Here is a 16,668-nt window from a genome sequence, read left to right as displayed (position 1 = left end):
GACCGGCACATTCAGGGCAAGATGGACCTGTGAAGTCACATACCTACACACTCGACCTTCAGTGGACGGGCGATCTGGGAACCGGAACGTCCAGCACGCAGGGATATTCGCGCAATCATGCAATATCCGCGGTCGGAAAGCCGGAACTTCTCGGCAGCTCCGATCCCTCGTTCCGCGGCGACGCGCAGCGATGGAACCCCGAGGAACTGCTCGTTGCCTCCCTCGCCCAGTGCCACATGCTCTGGTACCTCGGGCTGGCAGCTGCCGCTGGGGTCGTCGTTCTCGACTACAGCGATCAGCCGGTCGGCAGCATGATCGAGGAATCCGATGGCGGCGGCCAGTTCATCGAAGTGACGTTGAATCCGACGGTGTTGGTCGCGGAGGCGTCGATGGTCGAGAAGGCCCAGGAGCTTCACGGCCCCGCACACACGAAGTGCTTCATCGCTCGGTCGGTGAACTTCCCCGTCCTGCATTCCCCGACGATCCTGGTGGCCACCGATGAGTGACATGCACAAGCTCATCGTCGACGTCGACACCGGTATCGACGACTCGTTGGCGCTTCTCTATCTCCTTGCCAGCCCCGAAGCCGAGATACTGGGGATTGCGAGCACCGCCGGCAACGTTCCGGTGGAACAGGTCGCGGCCAACAACTTGAACTGGCTTGCGCTCTGCGGCGCCCCGAACATCGAGGTTGCACTCGGCGCCCGCGAGCCATTGGTCATACCGTTGCGCACCACCGAGGAGACTCACGGTCCGCAAGGAATCGGCCATGCGGTCCTCCCCGATTCGGGTCGCAAGCGCTCGGTCCGAACCGCCACCGACCTCTGGGTGGATCTCGTCCGGGAGTACCCCGGACAACTCACCGGGCTGGTGACGGGGCCGCTCACCAACCTGGCCTTGGCGATCAGACGTGAACCCGATCTGCCGTCTCTGCTGAAGCGACTGGTAGTGATGGGTGGGTCGTTCAACTATCCGGGCAACACGACGCCGACCGCGGAGTGGAACGTCTCGGTGGATCCGCACGCCGCCAAGGAGGTGTTCGACGCGTTCTCCGTCGTACCCGCGCACCGGCGCCCGATCATCTGCGGCCTCAACGTCACCGAATCCATCGAGATGTTCCCCGAACATGTGCGTCGGCTCGCCGAAGCTGCCGGGAGCACCCCGGAAGAGATCATCTCGCCTGACGACGGTCCCGACGTCCGCAGTTCCGCGTCCAACAGCGTGATCAGGCATATGTCCGACGCAATCCGGTTCTACATGGAATTCCACCGTGAATACGACCAGGGATTTCTTGCTCACATGCATGATCCCTTCGCTGCTGCCGTCGCGCTCGATCCGAGCCTGGCGACGCTGAAACCGGCAACGGTAGATGTCGAAACCGAGAGTCCACTGCTGATCGGAACGACGGTCGCGGACTGGGTCGGGCACTGGCAGCGTGAGCCCAACGCGGATATCGCGGTCAGAACCGATCCGGCGGAATTCTTCGATCGACTTGTCCACCGAGTGGGAAATTACGCCCGCGTCGTGGGTTGACCGAGCCGGTCACCGGCTATGCTCGCATGGACAGAACACCAACGAACGAGAACAAAGGACCTGACGTGCAGATTTCCAGCCACGATGCCTCCCCGGCATTTGCGCTCGGATTGATGGCGTTCTGGCCCACTCGTCGTAGCGCATGCTTCGATCAGGCGTGTTGCTGAGCGGCGATTTCTCGCTGCCTGCACCCCTGACTTTGTCGCTTCTTCGCTCGGAGTCTGTCTTCTCATGTTCAACCTTCTTTTGTTCACCCTTGTCGGCGTCGGCGCCCAGCTCGTCGACGGCGCCCTCGGTATGGCCTTCGGTGTCACCGCAACCACTCTGTTGATGATCGGTGGCCTCGGTCCGGCTCAGGCCAGCGCCGCTGTTCACCTGGCCGAGGTCAGCACCACCCTCGCTTCGGGTGTGTCGCATTGGAAGTTCAAGAACATCGACTGGAAGCTCGTCGCCAAGCTCGGTGTGCCCGGCGCAGTCGGTGCATTCATCGGCGCAACTGTGCTCTCGGGTCTGTCCACCGAAGCGGCAGTCCCCATCACGGCGACGATCCTGCTGGCCATCGGTATCTATGTGGCACTACGCTTTTCGGTCCGCCCACCGGCCGTCGCGGACGCTCGTACCACCCCGCACACTGCACGTTTCCTGTCCCCACTCGGCCTGTTCGGTGGTTTCATCGATGCATCCGGCGGTGGTGGTTGGGGTCCGATCACCACCAGCACGCTGCTCTCACGAGGAAAGACCGCGCCGCGCACCGTGATCGGCTCGGTCAGCGCCTCGGAGTTTCTGGTCGCGTCAGCCGCGTCGCTGGGATTCCTTGTCGGATTGGGACGTGAGTCGGCGGGAAACCTCCTCGTTGTCGCCGGTCTCGCGCTCGGCGGTGTCATCGCAGCTCCGTTCGCGGCGTGGCTGGTCAGCCGCGTACCTGCAACCTTGCTCGGAACGGCGGTGGGCGGCGTCATCGTGTTGACCAACGCACAGAAGCTGTTCAAATCTTTCGACATCACCGGGGCGGTCACAGTGGCCGGTTACCTGACCATTCTCGGCGCGTGGGCAGCGCTGCTGTTCTACGCGTGGAAGCGGTCCACGCTCACCCCGGCCGAGGCAGAAGGCGATTTCACGGGAGTCGAACTCGCTGTCGAGACCGAACTCACCGAGCCTGCAGTCAAACGCGAACGATAGCTCGTCACAGAAGAAATCCCGGGTATCCGCGCTCGGATACCCGGGATTTCGTTCTTTCCGCGCTAGTTGCTTCCGTCGAACGCGTCGAGAATTCGCCCCGCCGCCAACGCTGCCGTCAGCGAACCGTCACGCACGCTCTGCTCGACGTCGGCCCGGATCGCACGCACCCGATCGTTGCTCGAGAGCCTGCGTAGCAGCTGATCGTTGACCATCGTCCAGGTCCAATCGACCTGTTGCTTGCGACGCTTCTCCTCGAACTGTCCTGCTTCGGTGAGCACCTCACGGTGTTTGGTGACAGTTCCCCAGAACTCGTCCAGCCCGACACCTTCGAGACCGCTCATCGTGATGACGGGCGGCTTCCAGATGGCGTCGTGCGGGTAGATCAGGCGAAGCGCACCCGCCAATTCGCGGGCAGCGCCCTTTGCCTCGCGCTCATGCTTGCCATCGGCCTTGTTGACCGCCACCAGATCTGCGAGCTCGAGGACACCCTTCTTGATGCCCTGGAGCTGATCACCGGTACGAGCGAGGGTCAGGAACGTGAAGCAGTCCACCATGTTGGCAACAGTGACTTCGGACTGGCCGACACCCACCGTTTCCACCAGGATGACGTCGAAACCGGCAGCTTCGAGAAGCACGATGGTCTCGCGGGTTGCCTTGGCAACACCACCGAGCGTGCCGGACGTCGGTGACGGCCGGATGTACGCATTCGGTTCGACGGTGAGCCGAGCCATGCGTGTCTTGTCGCCGAGAATCGAGCCGCCGGTGCGGGTGGACGACGGATCGACCGCCAACACCGCAACCCGATGTCCCTTGCTCAGCAAGTACATTCCGAGCGCGTCGATGAAGGTCGACTTGCCGACGCCGGGAACGCCGGTGATGCCGATCCGGTGCGCTCCCCCGGCCTCCGGCAGCAACTTCAGTAGAAGTTGCTGCGCGAGGGCCCGGTGGTCGTCGCGAGTGGACTCGACGAGGGTGATCGCCCGAGCGAGGCCGGCACGCTGATTTCCGCGCACCGCCTCGGCGAGGGAATCAATGTCGATGGGCTGACGTGCCATCTTCAGTGACCCCCTTCTCAGCTGTTGTCGTGACCCAGTTGGGCGGAGAGCTTCTCCAACAATCCGCTGGCAGCGTCGGCGATGACGGTGCCGGGCGGGAAGATGGCAGCAGCGCCGGCCTCGTAGAGTTCGTCGAAGTCACCGGGCGGAATGACGCCGCCGACGACGATCATGATGTCGGGACGACCGGCCGCAGCCAGAGCCTCCCGCAGCGCCGGCACCAAGGTGAGGTGACCGGCGGCCAACGACGACACACCGACTACGTGGACGTCGTTGTCGGCCGCCTGATTGGCGACCTCTTCGGGGGTCTGGAACAGCGGTCCGACGTCGACGTCGAATCCGATGTCCGCGAAGGCCGTGGAGATGACCTTCTGGCCACGGTCGTGACCGTCCTGGCCCATCTTCGCGACGAGGATGCGGGGACGACGTCCCTCGTCCTCGGCGAACTTCTCGACCAGTTCCATCGCCTTGCTGATGTTGCTCACCGTTCCTGCCTCGTCGCGGTACACACCACTGATGGTGCGGATCTCGGCCTGGTGGCGTCCGTACACCTTTTCGAGGGCGTCGGAAATTTCGCCGACGGTAGCCATCGCGCGGGCGGCGACGACAGCGAGGGCGAGGAGGTTGTTCTCCATGCCGCCTTCGGTGGATGCGGCAGCGCGAGTGAGGTTCGCCAGTGCGGCCTCGACGGCTTCCGGATCACGTTCCGCGCGAAGGCGAACCAACTTCTCGAGCTGTTCCTTGCGGACCTTGGAGTTCTCGACCTTGAGAACTTCGATGGTGTCGACCTCGTCGGGAACGTACTTGTTGACGCCGACGAGCGGCTGCCGACCGGAGTCGATGCGTGCCTGGGTGCGGGCGGCAGCTTCCTCGATGCGCAGCTTCGGGATGCCTTCGTTGATGGCCTGAGCCATTCCGCCGGCTTCCTCGACCTCTTCGATGTGCTTGCGAGCCCGGTTGGCGAGTTCGTTGGTGAGCCACTCGACGTAGTACGAGCCACCCCACGGGTCGATGGGACGCACGGTGCCGGATTCCTGCTGCAGCAGCAACTGGGTGTTACGGGCGATGCGGGCGGAGAAGTCCGTCGGCAATGCGATCGCTTCGTCGAGTGCGTTGGTGTGCAAGGACTGAGTGTGGCCCTGGGTGGCAGCCATGGCTTCGACGCAGGTACGCGGAACGTTGTTGAAGACGTCCTGCGCGGTCAGGGACCAGCCGGAGGTCTGCGAGTGGGTACGCAGCGAGAGAGACTTCGCGCTCTTGGGATCGAACTTGGCGACAAGCTCGGCCCACAGGAGGCGTCCGGCGCGGAGCTTGGCGACCTCCATGAAGAAGTTCATGCCGATGGCCCAGAAGAAGGACAGGCGAGGTGCGAACTTGTCGATGTCCATACCGGCGTCGAGGCCGGCGCGGATGTACTCGACGCCGTCGGCGAGGGTGTACGCCAGTTCCAGATCGGCCGTCGCTCCGGCTTCCTGGATGTGGTAGCCCGAGATCGAGATGGAGTTGTACTTCGGCATTTCCGCGCTGGAGTACGCGAAGATGTCCGAGATGATCCGCATCGAGGGCTTCGGCGGATAGATGTAGGTGTTACGAACCATGAACTCTTTGAGGATGTCGTTCTGGATCGTTCCGGCCAGCTTGTCCGGAGTGACACCTTGCTCGCCTGCCGCAGCGACGTACAGCGCGAGAATCGGCAGCACGGCGCCGTTCATCGTCATCGAGACCGACACCTGCGAGAGGTCGATTCCGTCGAAGAGCTGACGCATGTCGAGGATGGAATCGATTGCGACACCGGCCATTCCGACGTCACCGGCAACGCGAGGATGATCGGAGTCGTAGCCGCGGTGTGTGGCGAGGTCGAAGGCGACCGAGAGGCCCTTCTGACCGGCCGCCAGGTTACGACGGTAGAACGCATTCGACTCCGCGGCAGTGGAGAATCCGGCGTACTGGCGAATGGTCCACGGCTGGTTCACGTACATGGTCGGGTACGGACCACGCAGGAACGGCGCTGCGCCCGGGAAGCTGTCGAGCGGGTAACCCGACTCGGCGGCGGCCGTGCGGTCCGCACCGGTGTACACCGGCTTGACGTCGATGCCTTCGGGGGTGGACCAGACAACCTGCTCGGCGGCGTAGTTGTTGGCGTTGGCGCCCTCTTCGATGAGCGCCTGGGCCTGCTCGACCGACGGCGGTGTGGGTGCCGGAGACTGCGGGTCCTCGAGTGGGACCTCGGCGAAACTGCCGATCACGTGCTTGACCTCTCGTGTCGTCACTTGGAGCTTCCCGTCTCGATGAAGTCGAGCAGTTCGGTCAGAGCCGACACTGCGTCGATGCGGGCGGTGAGGAATCCGTCCGGGCGAGAATCGCCGGTCGCGTCGGCGACTGCCTTTTCCGGTCCTGCGAGCAGCACCTTGGTGATGCCGGCGGCGCGAAGTTCGGCGACGGCCGCTGCGGCGCTCTCGCCGTAGCGCTTGTCCGTGCCGCACAGCACGGCGACGGTGGCACCGGAAGCCTTGACTGCAGCGGAGATGGCTTCGGCGCCCACCTCGAGCGGGCCGGGGTTGACTGCGTCGATACCACCCGAAGCGAGCAGGTTGGACGCAAACGTGGTGCGCACGTTGTGTTCTGCAACCGAGCCCAGCGGCGCGAGAAGCGCAGTGGGACGGGCGCCGCCGGCGGCGAGGAACGCGTCCGAACGGTCACGAAGCGCTTCGAATGCAGCTGCGTAGCGGGCGACGGACTGGCCGGGCTCGACGGCTTCGGCGGACAGCGGCGTTTCGCCGAGGTTCGGGAACTCGTTGACACCGGTGACCGTGGTCTTGCGGTGTGCGATGTCGGAGTCGCGCTTGGCCTTGGTAGCGGCGATGCGACCGGAGACGATTCCCGCTTCGAGTGCCGCCAGATATCCGCCGGCTGCTTCGATTTCCTGGAAGAACGCCCACGCGGTGGCGGCGATCTGCTGTGTCAGGTCCTCGACGTACCAAGACCCGGCCGACGGATCGAGGACACGGCCCAGGTGCGACTCCTCGAGCAGGAGCAGCTGTGTGTTGCGCGCGATGCGCGAGGAGAAGGACTTGCTGACACCGAGGGTGCCGTCGGCCAGGGCGACGTCGAACGGAAGAACAGTCACTGCATCTGCTCCGCCGACGCCGGCGCCGAATGCAGCGAGGGTCGTGCGCAGCATGTTCACCCAGGGATCACGCTGAGCCATCATCGCGGCGGAGGTGACTGCGTGCTGCGGCGCTCCACCAAAATCGGAAGCTCCGCAGACCTGGGCGATGCGTGCCCATACGAGACGTGCGGCGCGGAACTTCGCGATGGTCTGGAACTGATCGTCGGTTGCCGCGTAGCGGAAAGCCAACTGCGACAACGCAGCACCGATGGTCAGGCCGCTCTGGGCGGTGAGTGCACGGAGGTACTCGAGGCCGGCGGCGATTGCGGCTCCGAGTTCTTCGGCGTCGCCGGCACCCGCGTTGTGAAAGGCCGTGCCGTCCACGGTGATCGCGTGCACGGTTTCCGCACGAGCGGCGGCGAGGGCGGCCAACTCGACTGCGCCTGCAAATTCGATGTCGGCTGCGCCGGAGAACGAACTGGTCAGCGGTGCTGCACCGAGGTGAACTCGGATACTGCTGCGATCGCTGACACCGTCGCCGGCTTCGCTGCGTGCATCGAGGAGTGAGAAGAGTGCTCGGGCTGCATCGTTTGTCGCTGCGCCTGCATCGAGCGTGAGCGGTGCGAGGTCGAGAAGCACGCCCTCGAGCGCAGCGGCGAGGTCGGTGACCGGAACGCCGTCGGCGCCCACCTTCAACCAGAGTGCGCTGACTCCGTTTTCGAGGGCGTCCAGGATGGCGCGATTGGTCTCGGCCGCCGAGGCGGTTCCGAATGCAGCGGAAACCAACCAACCGGCATTGACATCACGGTGAGCGTCGACGCCACGCACGTACGGAAACGTGCCCGGCAAGCTCTGCTCGGGACGCTCGTCGCGTGGGCTGTAGAGCGGTGCGACAGCGACACCGTCGTAGGTGACGGTTTCGAGCAGTTTCTGTGGCTCGGGGCCCAGTTCTGCCGCATCGACTCTGCGGGACTTGGCGAGCACACCGGCTACGGAGCGCTGCCACTCCGCGTACGCCTGCTCGACAGCCTCGGCTTCTGAAGCTAATGACACTGTGTCCGCTCCCTCTCATTTTTTGCGTGAGCGCTTTACCGATAATCGGATTTGTTCGTTAGTTCTGTGATGCTAACCCGCGGTTGAGCCCAGATATCGTGAGGATCACGTCATGTTCTTCACAGGGCTGTTCGTGGCCACTTTCCGACCGGCCGGGCGACGTGCGGATTCGGTCGTTCGTGCACGTGTAACCGGCCCTTACCTAGCGATTGTTCAGCATGTTTGCGGGTTACCCGCGAGTTCGTTTCACTGGCCGGGACTGCAGGTGAAGGCCACTCCGAAAGCCTAGTGGTTTTCGTCACAGCGCCGTTTCATTGTCGCCTGGAGCACGTCGCTTTCCCACCCCCGTGGCGATGTTCGACTCACGATTGCGGGTCGGCAGTCGGCCCGGTTCACCGTTCGCAGGTAGCCTTGTGACCTGTGATGGGACGCCTGCTGGACCGAAGATTGATCGCAATAGTCCTGGTAGTGCTCGCTTTGTTCCTCGCAGCCCTCCTCGCCCCACATCCCACGGTGTCCCAGGTGCGAGAGTGGGCGGACTCGGTTGGCCCGGCGTTTCCCCTCGTGTTCTTCCTGGTTCATTCGATAGTCACCGTCGCGCCGTTCCCGCGCACCGTCTTCACGCTCAGCGCGGGGGTTCTTTTCGGCTCGGTGACCGGCATCGCTCTTACCGTGGCGGCAACGACTGTGAGCGCCGTTCTGGCCCTCTACCTGGTCCGCGCCATCGGCCGCGACGTCGTGTGGCAACGGATTTCGAGTCCGACGATCCGGCGGGTGGACGAGCGGATCGAAAAGCGGGGGTGGCTGGCCGTCGGCTCTCTGCGCTTGATCGCGTTTGTCCCCTTCTCGGTGGTGAACTACTGCTGCGGCATTTCGTCGATCCGGATCGTGCCCTACATCCTTGCCACCGTCGTCGGCATCTTGCCCGGCACTGTTGGGATTGTCGTTCTGGGCGATGCGCTCTCCGGCGAAGCCGATCCTCGTCTCCTGATTCTGTCCGGGATCTGCATTGCGATCGGCATCGCCGGTCTGGTGTTCGACGCTCGCCGTCAGCCTTCACCGGGCGAAACCATCGTTGACAACGGTCAACCCCAAGAGGTTGATTTGATTGAGTCAACCCAAAACGATTGACTATTGAAAGTCAACTATCTAGCATTGACTAATGTTTGTACTGACGGTGGATCAGCGAGGTAGCCGACGGGATGTCGACCGCGTCGGGGACATCATCGACGACATGGCCGATTGCAGGCTCCTGCGGCCGTTCGAGCGCACAGCGGGCGACGAGATTCAAGCGGTGACCGACGATCCGGCGCTACTCGTCCTCGTCGCACTCGAGCTGATTCGGCGCGAGCACTGGAGTGTCGGGATCGGGATCGGTCCCGTCGAGCAGCCTCTCCCACGGCAGACCCGGGCCGGACGCGGACCGGCATTCGAAGCTGCTCGGATCGCCGTCGAGCGAGCCAAGCGAGCTCCGGCCAGAATTGCCGTCGAACAGGCGCCGGCGGATAGCTCACGCGACGAACTCGCCGCAGATGTCGATGCCGCGTTCACCTTGCTCGGAACGATCGTCACGAGACAGACGAAGGACGGACGCAAAGCCATCGCCCTGATGGACAGCGGACTCACTCAGGTCAGCGCAGCGGCCCACCTCGGAATCACCAAACAGGCCATGTCCAAGCGACTCCTGACAGCCGGGTGGCACGCAGAACTCGCCGGGCGCAGACTCGCAGAACGACTTTTGGTCAGACTCCAGCCCTAGACTGCTCACGCTCGCACCGGTACAAACTCGTCGACACAGCAGGGGGCTCGAATACATGGTCGTTCTGGCGTTGATCGCGCTCGCCGTCGCCGCCGCGGCACCAGCAGTTGCAGCGGCACTGGGACCGCTCAGTCGTGGTCGACTGGAAGTCCCCGAATGGGCGTCGTCCGTGGTGGCTCTTCCGGCGCTGGGTGTTGCCGCACTGGCATCGACCCGAACGACCCCGGTCACCGGTTTCGCTCTCGGGGCGACGCTTGTCCTGTGCGTACTTGCCGCCGCCACGGCCGGTGCACCGTTGGTACTTGCCACCTTCAAGATCGCTCGTCGCCAACCGGACGGGAGCCCGGCACCGGACGCCGGACCTCTTCGCGGCGGACGTGTGATCGGCATCCTCGAACGGCTCGCGGTGGCGGCATCGATTCTCGCAACCTGGCCGGAGGGGATCGCGATCGTCTTGGCAGTCAAGGGGCTCGCGCGGTACCCGGAACTTCGCGAACCTCATGCGTCCGAGCAGTTCATCATGGGAACCTTCGTCAGTGTCCTCTGGGCGATCGCCGTATGCGGAACGGGACGGGCACTCATCACGTAGGTGATGAGTGCCCGTCCCGATCAACGTTCGCTACGAGAGGCGTCTACTGGCGCTGGCCACCCTCGGGCGGCTGCCCCTGGTACGGGTACTTCTGCTGGAAATCTTCACGCTCGGGCGGCAGCGGCAACTGACCCGGCCAAGGATTTTCGCCCTGCTGTGGCAACGCGGGATCTACGAATCCAGGCTGCTCGGGCGCACTCTCACGGCGGTGCCTGACCGCAGCTGCCGGGTCTTCGACCGGTGTGCGTGCAGCAACTTCAGCAGCGCGCACTGCTTCCGCGATAGCCGGATCGGATTTGGTCTCGAACCACTCCGCCACCTCGGCTGAATCGTCCTCAGGATTGGGAAGATTCTCTTCGGCGGCCGGCGGCTCGTACCGGAAAACGCCATCCTGCCCTTGCGCGCCAAGCGTTTTGGCAAATCCCTTCAGTGCGTCACCGAAGTCGCTGGGTACGAGCCACACCTTGTTCGCATCGCCTTGCGCCATCTGCGGCAACGTCTGAAGATACTGGTATGCAAGCAATTCCGGAGTCGGCTTACCGGACTTGATTGCAGCGAAAACCTTCTCGATGGCCTTGGCCTCGCCTTGGGCCTGCAAGTACTTGGCCGCGCGGTCACCTTGGGCCCGAAGAATCTGGGACTGACGCTCACCCTCGGCGTTGAGGATCGAGGCCTGCTTGTTGCCCTCGGCGGAAAGAATCTGGCTCTGCTTGGCGCCCTCGGCTGTCTTGATAGCGGATTCGCGGTGGCCTTCAGCCGTCAGAATCATCGCGCGCTTCTCGCGGTCCGCCTTCATCTGCTTTTCCATCGACTCCTGGATGGAGGGCGGAGGATCGATGCTCTTGAGTTCGACGCGGGCCACTCGCAGGCCCCAGCGGCCGGTCGCCTCGTCGAGGACACCACGAAGCTGACCATTGATGGAATCACGCGAGGTCAGCGTCTCTTCGAGGGTCATTCCGCCGACGACGTTTCGCAGCGTCGTGGTTGTCAACTGCTCGACGGCAGCGATGTAGTTGCTGATCTCGTACACCGCAGCTTGCGGATTGGTGACCTGGAAGTACACCACCGTGTCGATGGACAGTGTCAGGTTGTCCTGGGTGATCACCGGTTGCGGTGGGAAGGAGACCACCCGCTCACGAAGATCCACCTTGGCGCGCACACGATCGGCGAACGGGATCAAGAACGTGAGCTGCCCGGACACCGTCTTCGAATACCTACCGAGCCGCTCGATCACCGCGGCTTCTGCCTGCGGTACCAGTGCTACCGACTTCGCGACCACCAAGATCACGAATAGCACCAACACACCGAGCACTATGAGTGCTGCCATTAAGGTCCCCTCCAGACGACTGCTGTTGCGCCGTTGATTTCCATCACCGTCACCTTGGTGCCCGGCGGATACACCTCGGTAGTGTCGTACGGCCTGGCAGTCCACACCTCGCCGTCCAACTTGACCTGCCCGGAATGCTCGCCCACTTCTTCCAGAACCAGAGCGTGCTTACCTTCGAGTGCCTGTATTCCGGTCGGGGTCGGCGGCGGACTACCGAAGCGACGCAACATGATCGGTCGCACGCCCAGGACGAGGGCGGCGGAGAACACTCCGAACATGACGGCGTCGACCCACACCGGGAAGTCGGTGACAGCACTGACACCGGCAGTAGCGAGCGCCCCACCGGCGAGCATCAGCAGGAAGAAATCCCCCACCAGCGCTTCGGCCCCGGCGAGCACCAGTGCTCCGATCAGCCAAATAAGTGCAGCCACAACACCATCTAACCAGAATGTGTGACCCAGGCCGCCGCTACGTCAGTTCGGCTCGGTAACGAAATCGACAAGTTGTTCGACTGCACCGATCAAAGGAGCTTCCAGATCGCGGAAGCTCTCGACCGAGTTGTAGACCCGCCGCCAGCCCTCCTGAGGTGTCCCCCAGCCCAGTTCGCGGCAGATTCCCGTCTTCCAATCCTCGCCGCGTGGAATCTTCGGCCAGGAGGCGATTCCGACAGATTTGGGACGAACGGCCTCCCACACGTCGATGTACGGGTGCCCGGTCACCAACACGTTCGGGCCGAGGCCCTGAGTCAGTTGGGTTTCCTTGGAACCGGTGACCAGGTGGTCGACCAGGACCCCGACGCGGCGGCCGGGACCAGGCCCGAATTCGGCAAGCCGCTCCCCCAGATTGTCGAGTCCTTCGAGATGTTCGACGACAACACCTTCGACGCGAAGATCGTGACCCCACACCCGCTCGACGAGGGCAGCATCGTGTACTCCCTCCACCCAGATCCGGCTGGGCAGTGCCGTGCGGGCGCGTAAGCCTTCGACTCGCGTCGAACCCGAAGCCGACCGTGCGGGTCTGGTGGACACGGGCTTGGGGGCCGGGCGTACGAGGGTGACCGGTGAGCCGTCGATGAGGAAGGCCGCCTCGCGCATCGCGAACAACCGCGTCCGGGAACGACCGTCCTCGAGCCGCACGAAATCGCCGTCGTACGTGCGCTCGAAACCGACTACCGCACCGCAGAATCCCGTCGCCGCATCCTCGACGACAAGATCACGCTCGGCCGCCACTTCAGGCGTCACGCGCTTCTGTTTGCGGGTATGACCCGCAAAAATGTCACCGTATCCGTTGCCACCGCTCACGCCGGATCACGCTAGGTCACAACGCCGGGGCCGCGCATGTCGCCACGCCGAACTAAACTTCACGGTCATGAGTTCTCCCAGCGCAACCCTCACCGTGTGGGCAGCGTCATGGCTCGCCGGCGACGCTGCGCCGGACGACGTCATCGACGCCCTTGCCGCGTGGGCACCGATGCACCTGATCGGCGCCGCCGATGCGGAAACCGCGGTCCGCCACGATCTCGAATGGCCGGGAGTCACGGCTTCCGGTGTGCCCACCCTGCTCAGAATCGCGCGCTCGGAGGCTGCCGAGGTCCGCCTGGTCCTTCCCACGGCCGGTGATGTACGTGGTCTGCCCACCGGGACCGAGTTCGCGCGCGCTGCGATCGCAACGGGTGAAGGGTTACAGATCGGCGCCGTCGGCAAGCCGGGAGTCGGACTCGTGCCGTCGAAGGAAGGCCCGGACGTCCTGCGATGGACGGTCTTCTCCATTCCCACTGTGGCGGGCAGCGCCGAATCGATCGGACTCCGCGAAGCCGAATACGAACTGCGCCAAGCTGTTCGGGACGCAGCCGAGGTGCTCGGCGGGCTTCCGACCGTAGCCACCGGAATGCCTGGAAACGACGCTCGTACGCTGGTCGCCGAAGCCCTGCAGGCCCAGGCCGGACACCGCTGGCCGTCGACACTGTCACCTCGGCATTTACAGGTGATCGACACCGCCGACAACGTGGCAGCCATTCTCACCGTGGCTGCGTCGATATCGACCAATCAGGCCCCGAGCGTGTCCACTGCGCAGAGGCGTGACGACCTGCTGCGACGACTGTGGGACGTTGTTCGCACTGCCCGTGTCGCGTCGGCGAACAGCGTGTCGATCAGAGCTTGAGCACGAAGTTCCGGCGTTTCTCGGCAAACCCGTTGCGGTCACCGAACATGTCGATCTTCATCTCTTCGAGCTCACGCTCCTCGTAGGGCTCCACCGGATCACGTTCCAGTCGAAGACGTTTGCGCTCCAGCATCGATTCCAGCCGATCTCCTTCGAGCAAGTCGGTGGCGACCTCGCGCAACCACGCCTCGAACAGATCCGGCCGCCTGGGGCCGATCGCGTCGACAAGTCCGATCTCCAAGGCTCGACGGATGCCGATCGCACTGCACTCGGCCAGCAGACTGCGGGCCTGCTCCTCGCCGACCCGAGCCGGAAGTGTGTACGTGTGCAGTTCCGAGCCGAACAGGCCCATCGTGGCGTAATGAGGATTGAGAACCACACCGTCCCGGGCCACGACTACGTCGGCTCCAAGCGGGAGCATGACCCCGCCGGCACCGGCGTTGCCTGTGAATGCCGCCACCACAACCTGTTCCGTACAGGTGACGATCGCTTTCGCGATCTCGTTGATGGCCTTGATGTTGGCCCACGCTTCCCCGGCTTGATCCGACGCGGCCTCGATGACGTTGAGGTGGATACCGTTGCTGAATCTGTCGAAGTCACCCGTGAGGACAAGGATCTTGGTGTCCTGCGTGATCGCCCAGCGGAGCCTGGAGGCCAGTCGCGCGCATTGCTTCGTACTCATCGCACCGTTGTAGAAGCGGAACGAGAGATATCCGATTTCGCCGTCGCGGTGATAGTCGGTCTCGGGGTAACGACTCTCCCAGACCTGTGGAACGAACACGTCCGGACGTACGACCGCGGTCGACGGAAGTTTGACATTGCCGGCGCCGACGAGCCGCGCATGTCCGATCCATACGGAGCCCGCACCGGTGGCAACACGTATTGCCTGGTGGAAGTACTCGACGATGGTGCCGGGCGCTGCATCGACGTGGGTATCGAGGTGAGCGTCGTAGACGTAGACCCGGTCGAGCCCCAACTGAACGGCGACGCCGGGAAACCCGTCGGCGGCGTTGACGGCGCGGACGATGCTCGACGCGTCTTCCTCCCAGCTGAAAACGCGATCGGCCTGTTTCATGCTGGGCCTCGATCGGGCCGATGCCACGGGCCGCGCAACTCGGTCCGATGGGATCGCCTGGAAGTCAGGAGTACGGAAATGTTCGACGACCTCCGTAATGCACTCCATCGCCGCGTCGGTGACTTCCTCGTTGTATACCGAGGATTTGGTTGCCCCGTTCCGGAGTTCGAACGTCCGCCAGGCCCACACCGGCCCGGCGTCGAGTTCCTCAGCGGCCTGCAATGCCGTGACACCCCAGATCGGTTCGCCATCCGTTATCGCCCAGTCCAGCGACGACGGCCCGCGATCTCCGGGCGGGCCGGGATGGATGATGATCGTTGTCCACCGCTGCCAAACAGATTCCGGGACATAGGCTTTCAAAAACGGGCAGATGACGAGGTCAAAATCTCCCGAAGAAGTCGCGGCCAGCACTGCGTCCGCGTCGGCGACGACGGCTGTACGGACTTGGTGTCCCGCCTCGCGAAGAACAAGACCGGCCCGCTGCGAGAGACCGTTGTCGGAGGTGACGAGAAGAAGCACGCTCAACGGTGGCGCGAAGGTCGTACGTGGGCGTGAGCGCCGGAACAGCGCCGCCGTCGCCGCTCGCAGACGGCCCCTGCCCGATACACCTTCACGTAGCTTAGCCGTTGCTACATCGCTGGAAATAGCCACAGAAGTCGTGAGCGCGGCCGATTTGGGCATCGGTCGTACTTCGGGGGTCGAAACCATGAATTCCTGCTCGCATGCTCGGGTATCTGCAGCGCAGACCAGACTCCCCCCAGAGCAGGACCGACGCACCGATAGATTGATTGAGGTATTTAGGGACTTTATACCTACCGTCGGTTTGTTTCAATAGCTATTTTCAAGCAAACCGTTTGATCGATCAACCCACAGTCTTGTGATTGATCGCGATATGGCGGTCGATGCGAATATGTTCATCCAGCGTCGGGTAGCGCAAACCGGTGTCCTGGCTGTACCCCTGACGGCGCAACCAATCCAGGACGTCGCCCCAGAACCAGATCCCCCCGGCAACCGAGTTGTACGGAACCGGGAAAGGCGTAGCCGCCTGCCGGACCCCTCGCACCCACTGCCCGACAGCTTGCCGCGTCACCCCCGCACGGTCGGCAATGTCCTGACGTGACACCAGATCGGGATGTGTCCGCTGGGGACGCACGCCTGCAGCCACCAACTGGTCCACCACGGTGATAGCCGTTGTCGCCGCTCGCATACCTTCCGAGGTGAGCGTCAGCAGCTGCAGCCCGCGTCGGTCCTCGACCCTTCCGCCCAAGCTCTCTTCGATCGCCTGCTCTTGCGAGACTGTCAGCATCTGAACGATGAATGTGAATTCGTAACGGTGATAGAGGTCTTCGGCCACGCAATGAACATAGCCGTAAGCTGCACTGTTTCCACATGGACACACTCGGATCCCGCCCCCGCACGCACAATGGGCAGATGATCGACGTGGACGACAGCCAGTTCGAGGACATGGTCAAGCGGGCGCTCGACAGCCTGCCACCGAAATTGGGTGCGGAGATGGCCAATGTCGCAGTGACCGTTCAACTCGAAGGTGGACGACCGGGGCTACTCGGGCTGTATCAGGGCATCCCACTGACCAAGAGAACCACCACGTACGCCGGCGTCCTTCCCGATCGCATCACGATCTACCGCAGGGCCATCTGTGCGATCTGCAGCACCGAAGACGAGGTGATCGAGCAAGTTCGCCGAACAGTGATCCACGAAATCGGCCACCACTTCGGGATCGGAGATCCCCGGTTGCGTGAACTCGGATGGTGACAACCGACTCATCTACAAGTCGGAAATCAGCTAGAGGTTGATAATCGGCGAATTGT

General features: G+C 63.4%; 16 protein-coding genes. 8 read left to right on the top strand and 8 right to left on the bottom strand.

The window, feature by feature from the left end:
• The first annotated feature begins 29 nt into the window (after nt 1-29).
• The 3 genes from ACBG85_RS14520 (at nt 30) to ACBG85_RS14510 (ending at nt 2,712) form a co-directional block, all read left to right on the top strand.
• Nucleotides 30-506, top strand: coding sequence for an OsmC family protein (locus tag ACBG85_RS14520; RefSeq protein WP_007727816.1), 477 nt, complete (start codon nt 30-32; stop codon nt 504-506).
• Nucleotides 499-1,533 carry a nucleoside hydrolase gene (locus ACBG85_RS14515; protein WP_166502286.1) on the top strand — a complete coding sequence of 345 codons (1,035 nt, stop codon included), beginning with the start codon at nt 499-501 and terminating at the stop codon, nt 1,531-1,533. Before ACBG85_RS14520 ends, ACBG85_RS14515 begins: the two co-directional genes overlap by 8 nt.
• Before the next feature lie 231 nt (nt 1,534-1,764).
• On the top strand, nt 1,765-2,712 hold the full coding sequence (locus ACBG85_RS14510) for a sulfite exporter TauE/SafE family protein (protein WP_372027819.1): 948 nt from the start codon (nt 1,765-1,767) through the stop codon (nt 2,710-2,712).
• Between the two features lie 62 nt (nt 2,713-2,774).
• On the opposite strand, the gene meaB is transcribed toward ACBG85_RS14510, so the two are convergent.
• From meaB to mutA, 3 genes are read right to left on the bottom strand one after another with little or no spacing between them, the layout of a single operon-like run.
• On the bottom strand, nt 2,775-3,767 hold the full coding sequence (gene meaB, locus ACBG85_RS14505; protein WP_007727819.1) for a methylmalonyl Co-A mutase-associated GTPase MeaB: 993 nt from the start codon (nt 3,765-3,767) through the stop codon (nt 2,775-2,777).
• 17 nt (nt 3,768-3,784) lie between these two features.
• Nucleotides 3,785-6,037, bottom strand: coding sequence for a methylmalonyl-CoA mutase (scpA, locus tag ACBG85_RS14500; protein ID WP_003944912.1), 2,253 nt, complete (start codon nt 6,035-6,037; stop codon nt 3,785-3,787).
• A complete protein-coding gene (mutA, locus tag ACBG85_RS14495) occupies nt 6,034-7,929 on the bottom strand; it encodes a methylmalonyl-CoA mutase small subunit (protein WP_372027818.1) in 1,896 nt (631 codons plus the stop codon). Before mutA ends, scpA begins: the two co-directional genes overlap by 4 nt.
• 423 nt (nt 7,930-8,352) lie before the next feature.
• Here mutA and ACBG85_RS14490 point away from each other — a divergent pair, with 423 nt between their 5' ends.
• The 3 genes from ACBG85_RS14490 to ACBG85_RS14480 are packed head-to-tail and all read left to right on the top strand — an operon-like array spanning nt 8,353 to nt 10,277.
• Entirely contained in the window at nt 8,353-9,060 is a 708-nt protein-coding gene (locus tag ACBG85_RS14490) for a TVP38/TMEM64 family protein (RefSeq protein WP_007727829.1), read from the top strand.
• Between the two features lie 31 nt (nt 9,061-9,091).
• Entirely contained in the window at nt 9,092-9,688 is a 597-nt protein-coding gene (locus ACBG85_RS14485) for a hypothetical protein (RefSeq protein WP_372027817.1), read from the top strand.
• A gap of 55 nt (nt 9,689-9,743) precedes the next feature.
• Nucleotides 9,744-10,277, top strand: a complete 534-nt coding sequence (locus ACBG85_RS14480; RefSeq protein WP_003944797.1) for a hypothetical protein — start codon at nt 9,744-9,746, stop codon at nt 10,275-10,277.
• Between the two features lie 43 nt (nt 10,278-10,320).
• On the opposite strand, the gene ACBG85_RS14475 is transcribed toward ACBG85_RS14480, so the two are convergent.
• The 3 genes from ACBG85_RS14475 to ACBG85_RS14465 are packed head-to-tail and all read right to left on the bottom strand — an operon-like array spanning nt 10,321 to nt 12,905.
• Nucleotides 10,321-11,604: an SPFH domain-containing protein gene (locus tag ACBG85_RS14475; RefSeq protein ID WP_192712419.1), complete on the bottom strand. Its 1,284-nt coding sequence runs from the start codon at nt 11,602-11,604 to the stop codon at nt 10,321-10,323.
• A complete protein-coding gene (locus ACBG85_RS14470; protein ID WP_003944877.1) occupies nt 11,604-12,035 on the bottom strand; it encodes an NfeD family protein in 432 nt (143 codons plus the stop codon). The genes ACBG85_RS14475 and ACBG85_RS14470 overlap by 1 nt, the downstream gene beginning before the upstream one ends.
• Before the next feature lie 42 nt (nt 12,036-12,077).
• Complete coding sequence (locus ACBG85_RS14465; protein ID WP_064688207.1) at nt 12,078-12,905, bottom strand: DUF3097 domain-containing protein; 828 nt, start codon at nt 12,903-12,905, stop codon at nt 12,078-12,080.
• Nucleotides 12,906-12,972: 67 nt separating this feature from the next.
• Here ACBG85_RS14465 and ACBG85_RS14460 point away from each other — a divergent pair, with 67 nt between their 5' ends.
• A complete protein-coding gene (locus ACBG85_RS14460; RefSeq protein WP_058038783.1) occupies nt 12,973-13,764 on the top strand; it encodes a hypothetical protein in 792 nt (263 codons plus the stop codon).
• On the opposite strand, the gene ACBG85_RS14455 is transcribed toward ACBG85_RS14460, so the two are convergent.
• Both ACBG85_RS14455 and ACBG85_RS14450 read right to left on the bottom strand, forming a co-directional pair.
• Nucleotides 13,754-15,520, bottom strand: coding sequence for an enoyl-CoA hydratase-related protein (locus ACBG85_RS14455; RefSeq protein ID WP_372027815.1), 1,767 nt, complete (start codon nt 15,518-15,520; stop codon nt 13,754-13,756). The two genes, ACBG85_RS14460 and ACBG85_RS14455, sit on opposite strands and share 11 nt — an antisense overlap.
• 181 nt (nt 15,521-15,701) lie before the next feature.
• Complete coding sequence (locus tag ACBG85_RS14450) at nt 15,702-16,193, bottom strand: hypothetical protein (protein ID WP_063316405.1); 492 nt, start codon at nt 16,191-16,193, stop codon at nt 15,702-15,704.
• Between the two features lie 77 nt (nt 16,194-16,270).
• On the opposite strand from ACBG85_RS14450, the gene ACBG85_RS14445 reads away from it, so the two are divergent.
• Nucleotides 16,271-16,612 carry a metallopeptidase family protein gene (locus tag ACBG85_RS14445; protein WP_003944783.1) on the top strand — a complete coding sequence of 114 codons (342 nt, stop codon included), beginning with the start codon at nt 16,271-16,273 and terminating at the stop codon, nt 16,610-16,612.
• Nucleotides 16,613-16,668: the final 56 nt, after the last annotated feature.

Source organism: Rhodococcus sp. NyZ502 (assembly GCF_041464245.1).
Lineage (GTDB): Bacteria > Actinomycetota > Actinomycetes > Mycobacteriales > Mycobacteriaceae > Rhodococcus_F > Rhodococcus_F qingshengii.
This window is presented reverse-complemented; position numbering and strand designations above follow the sequence as displayed.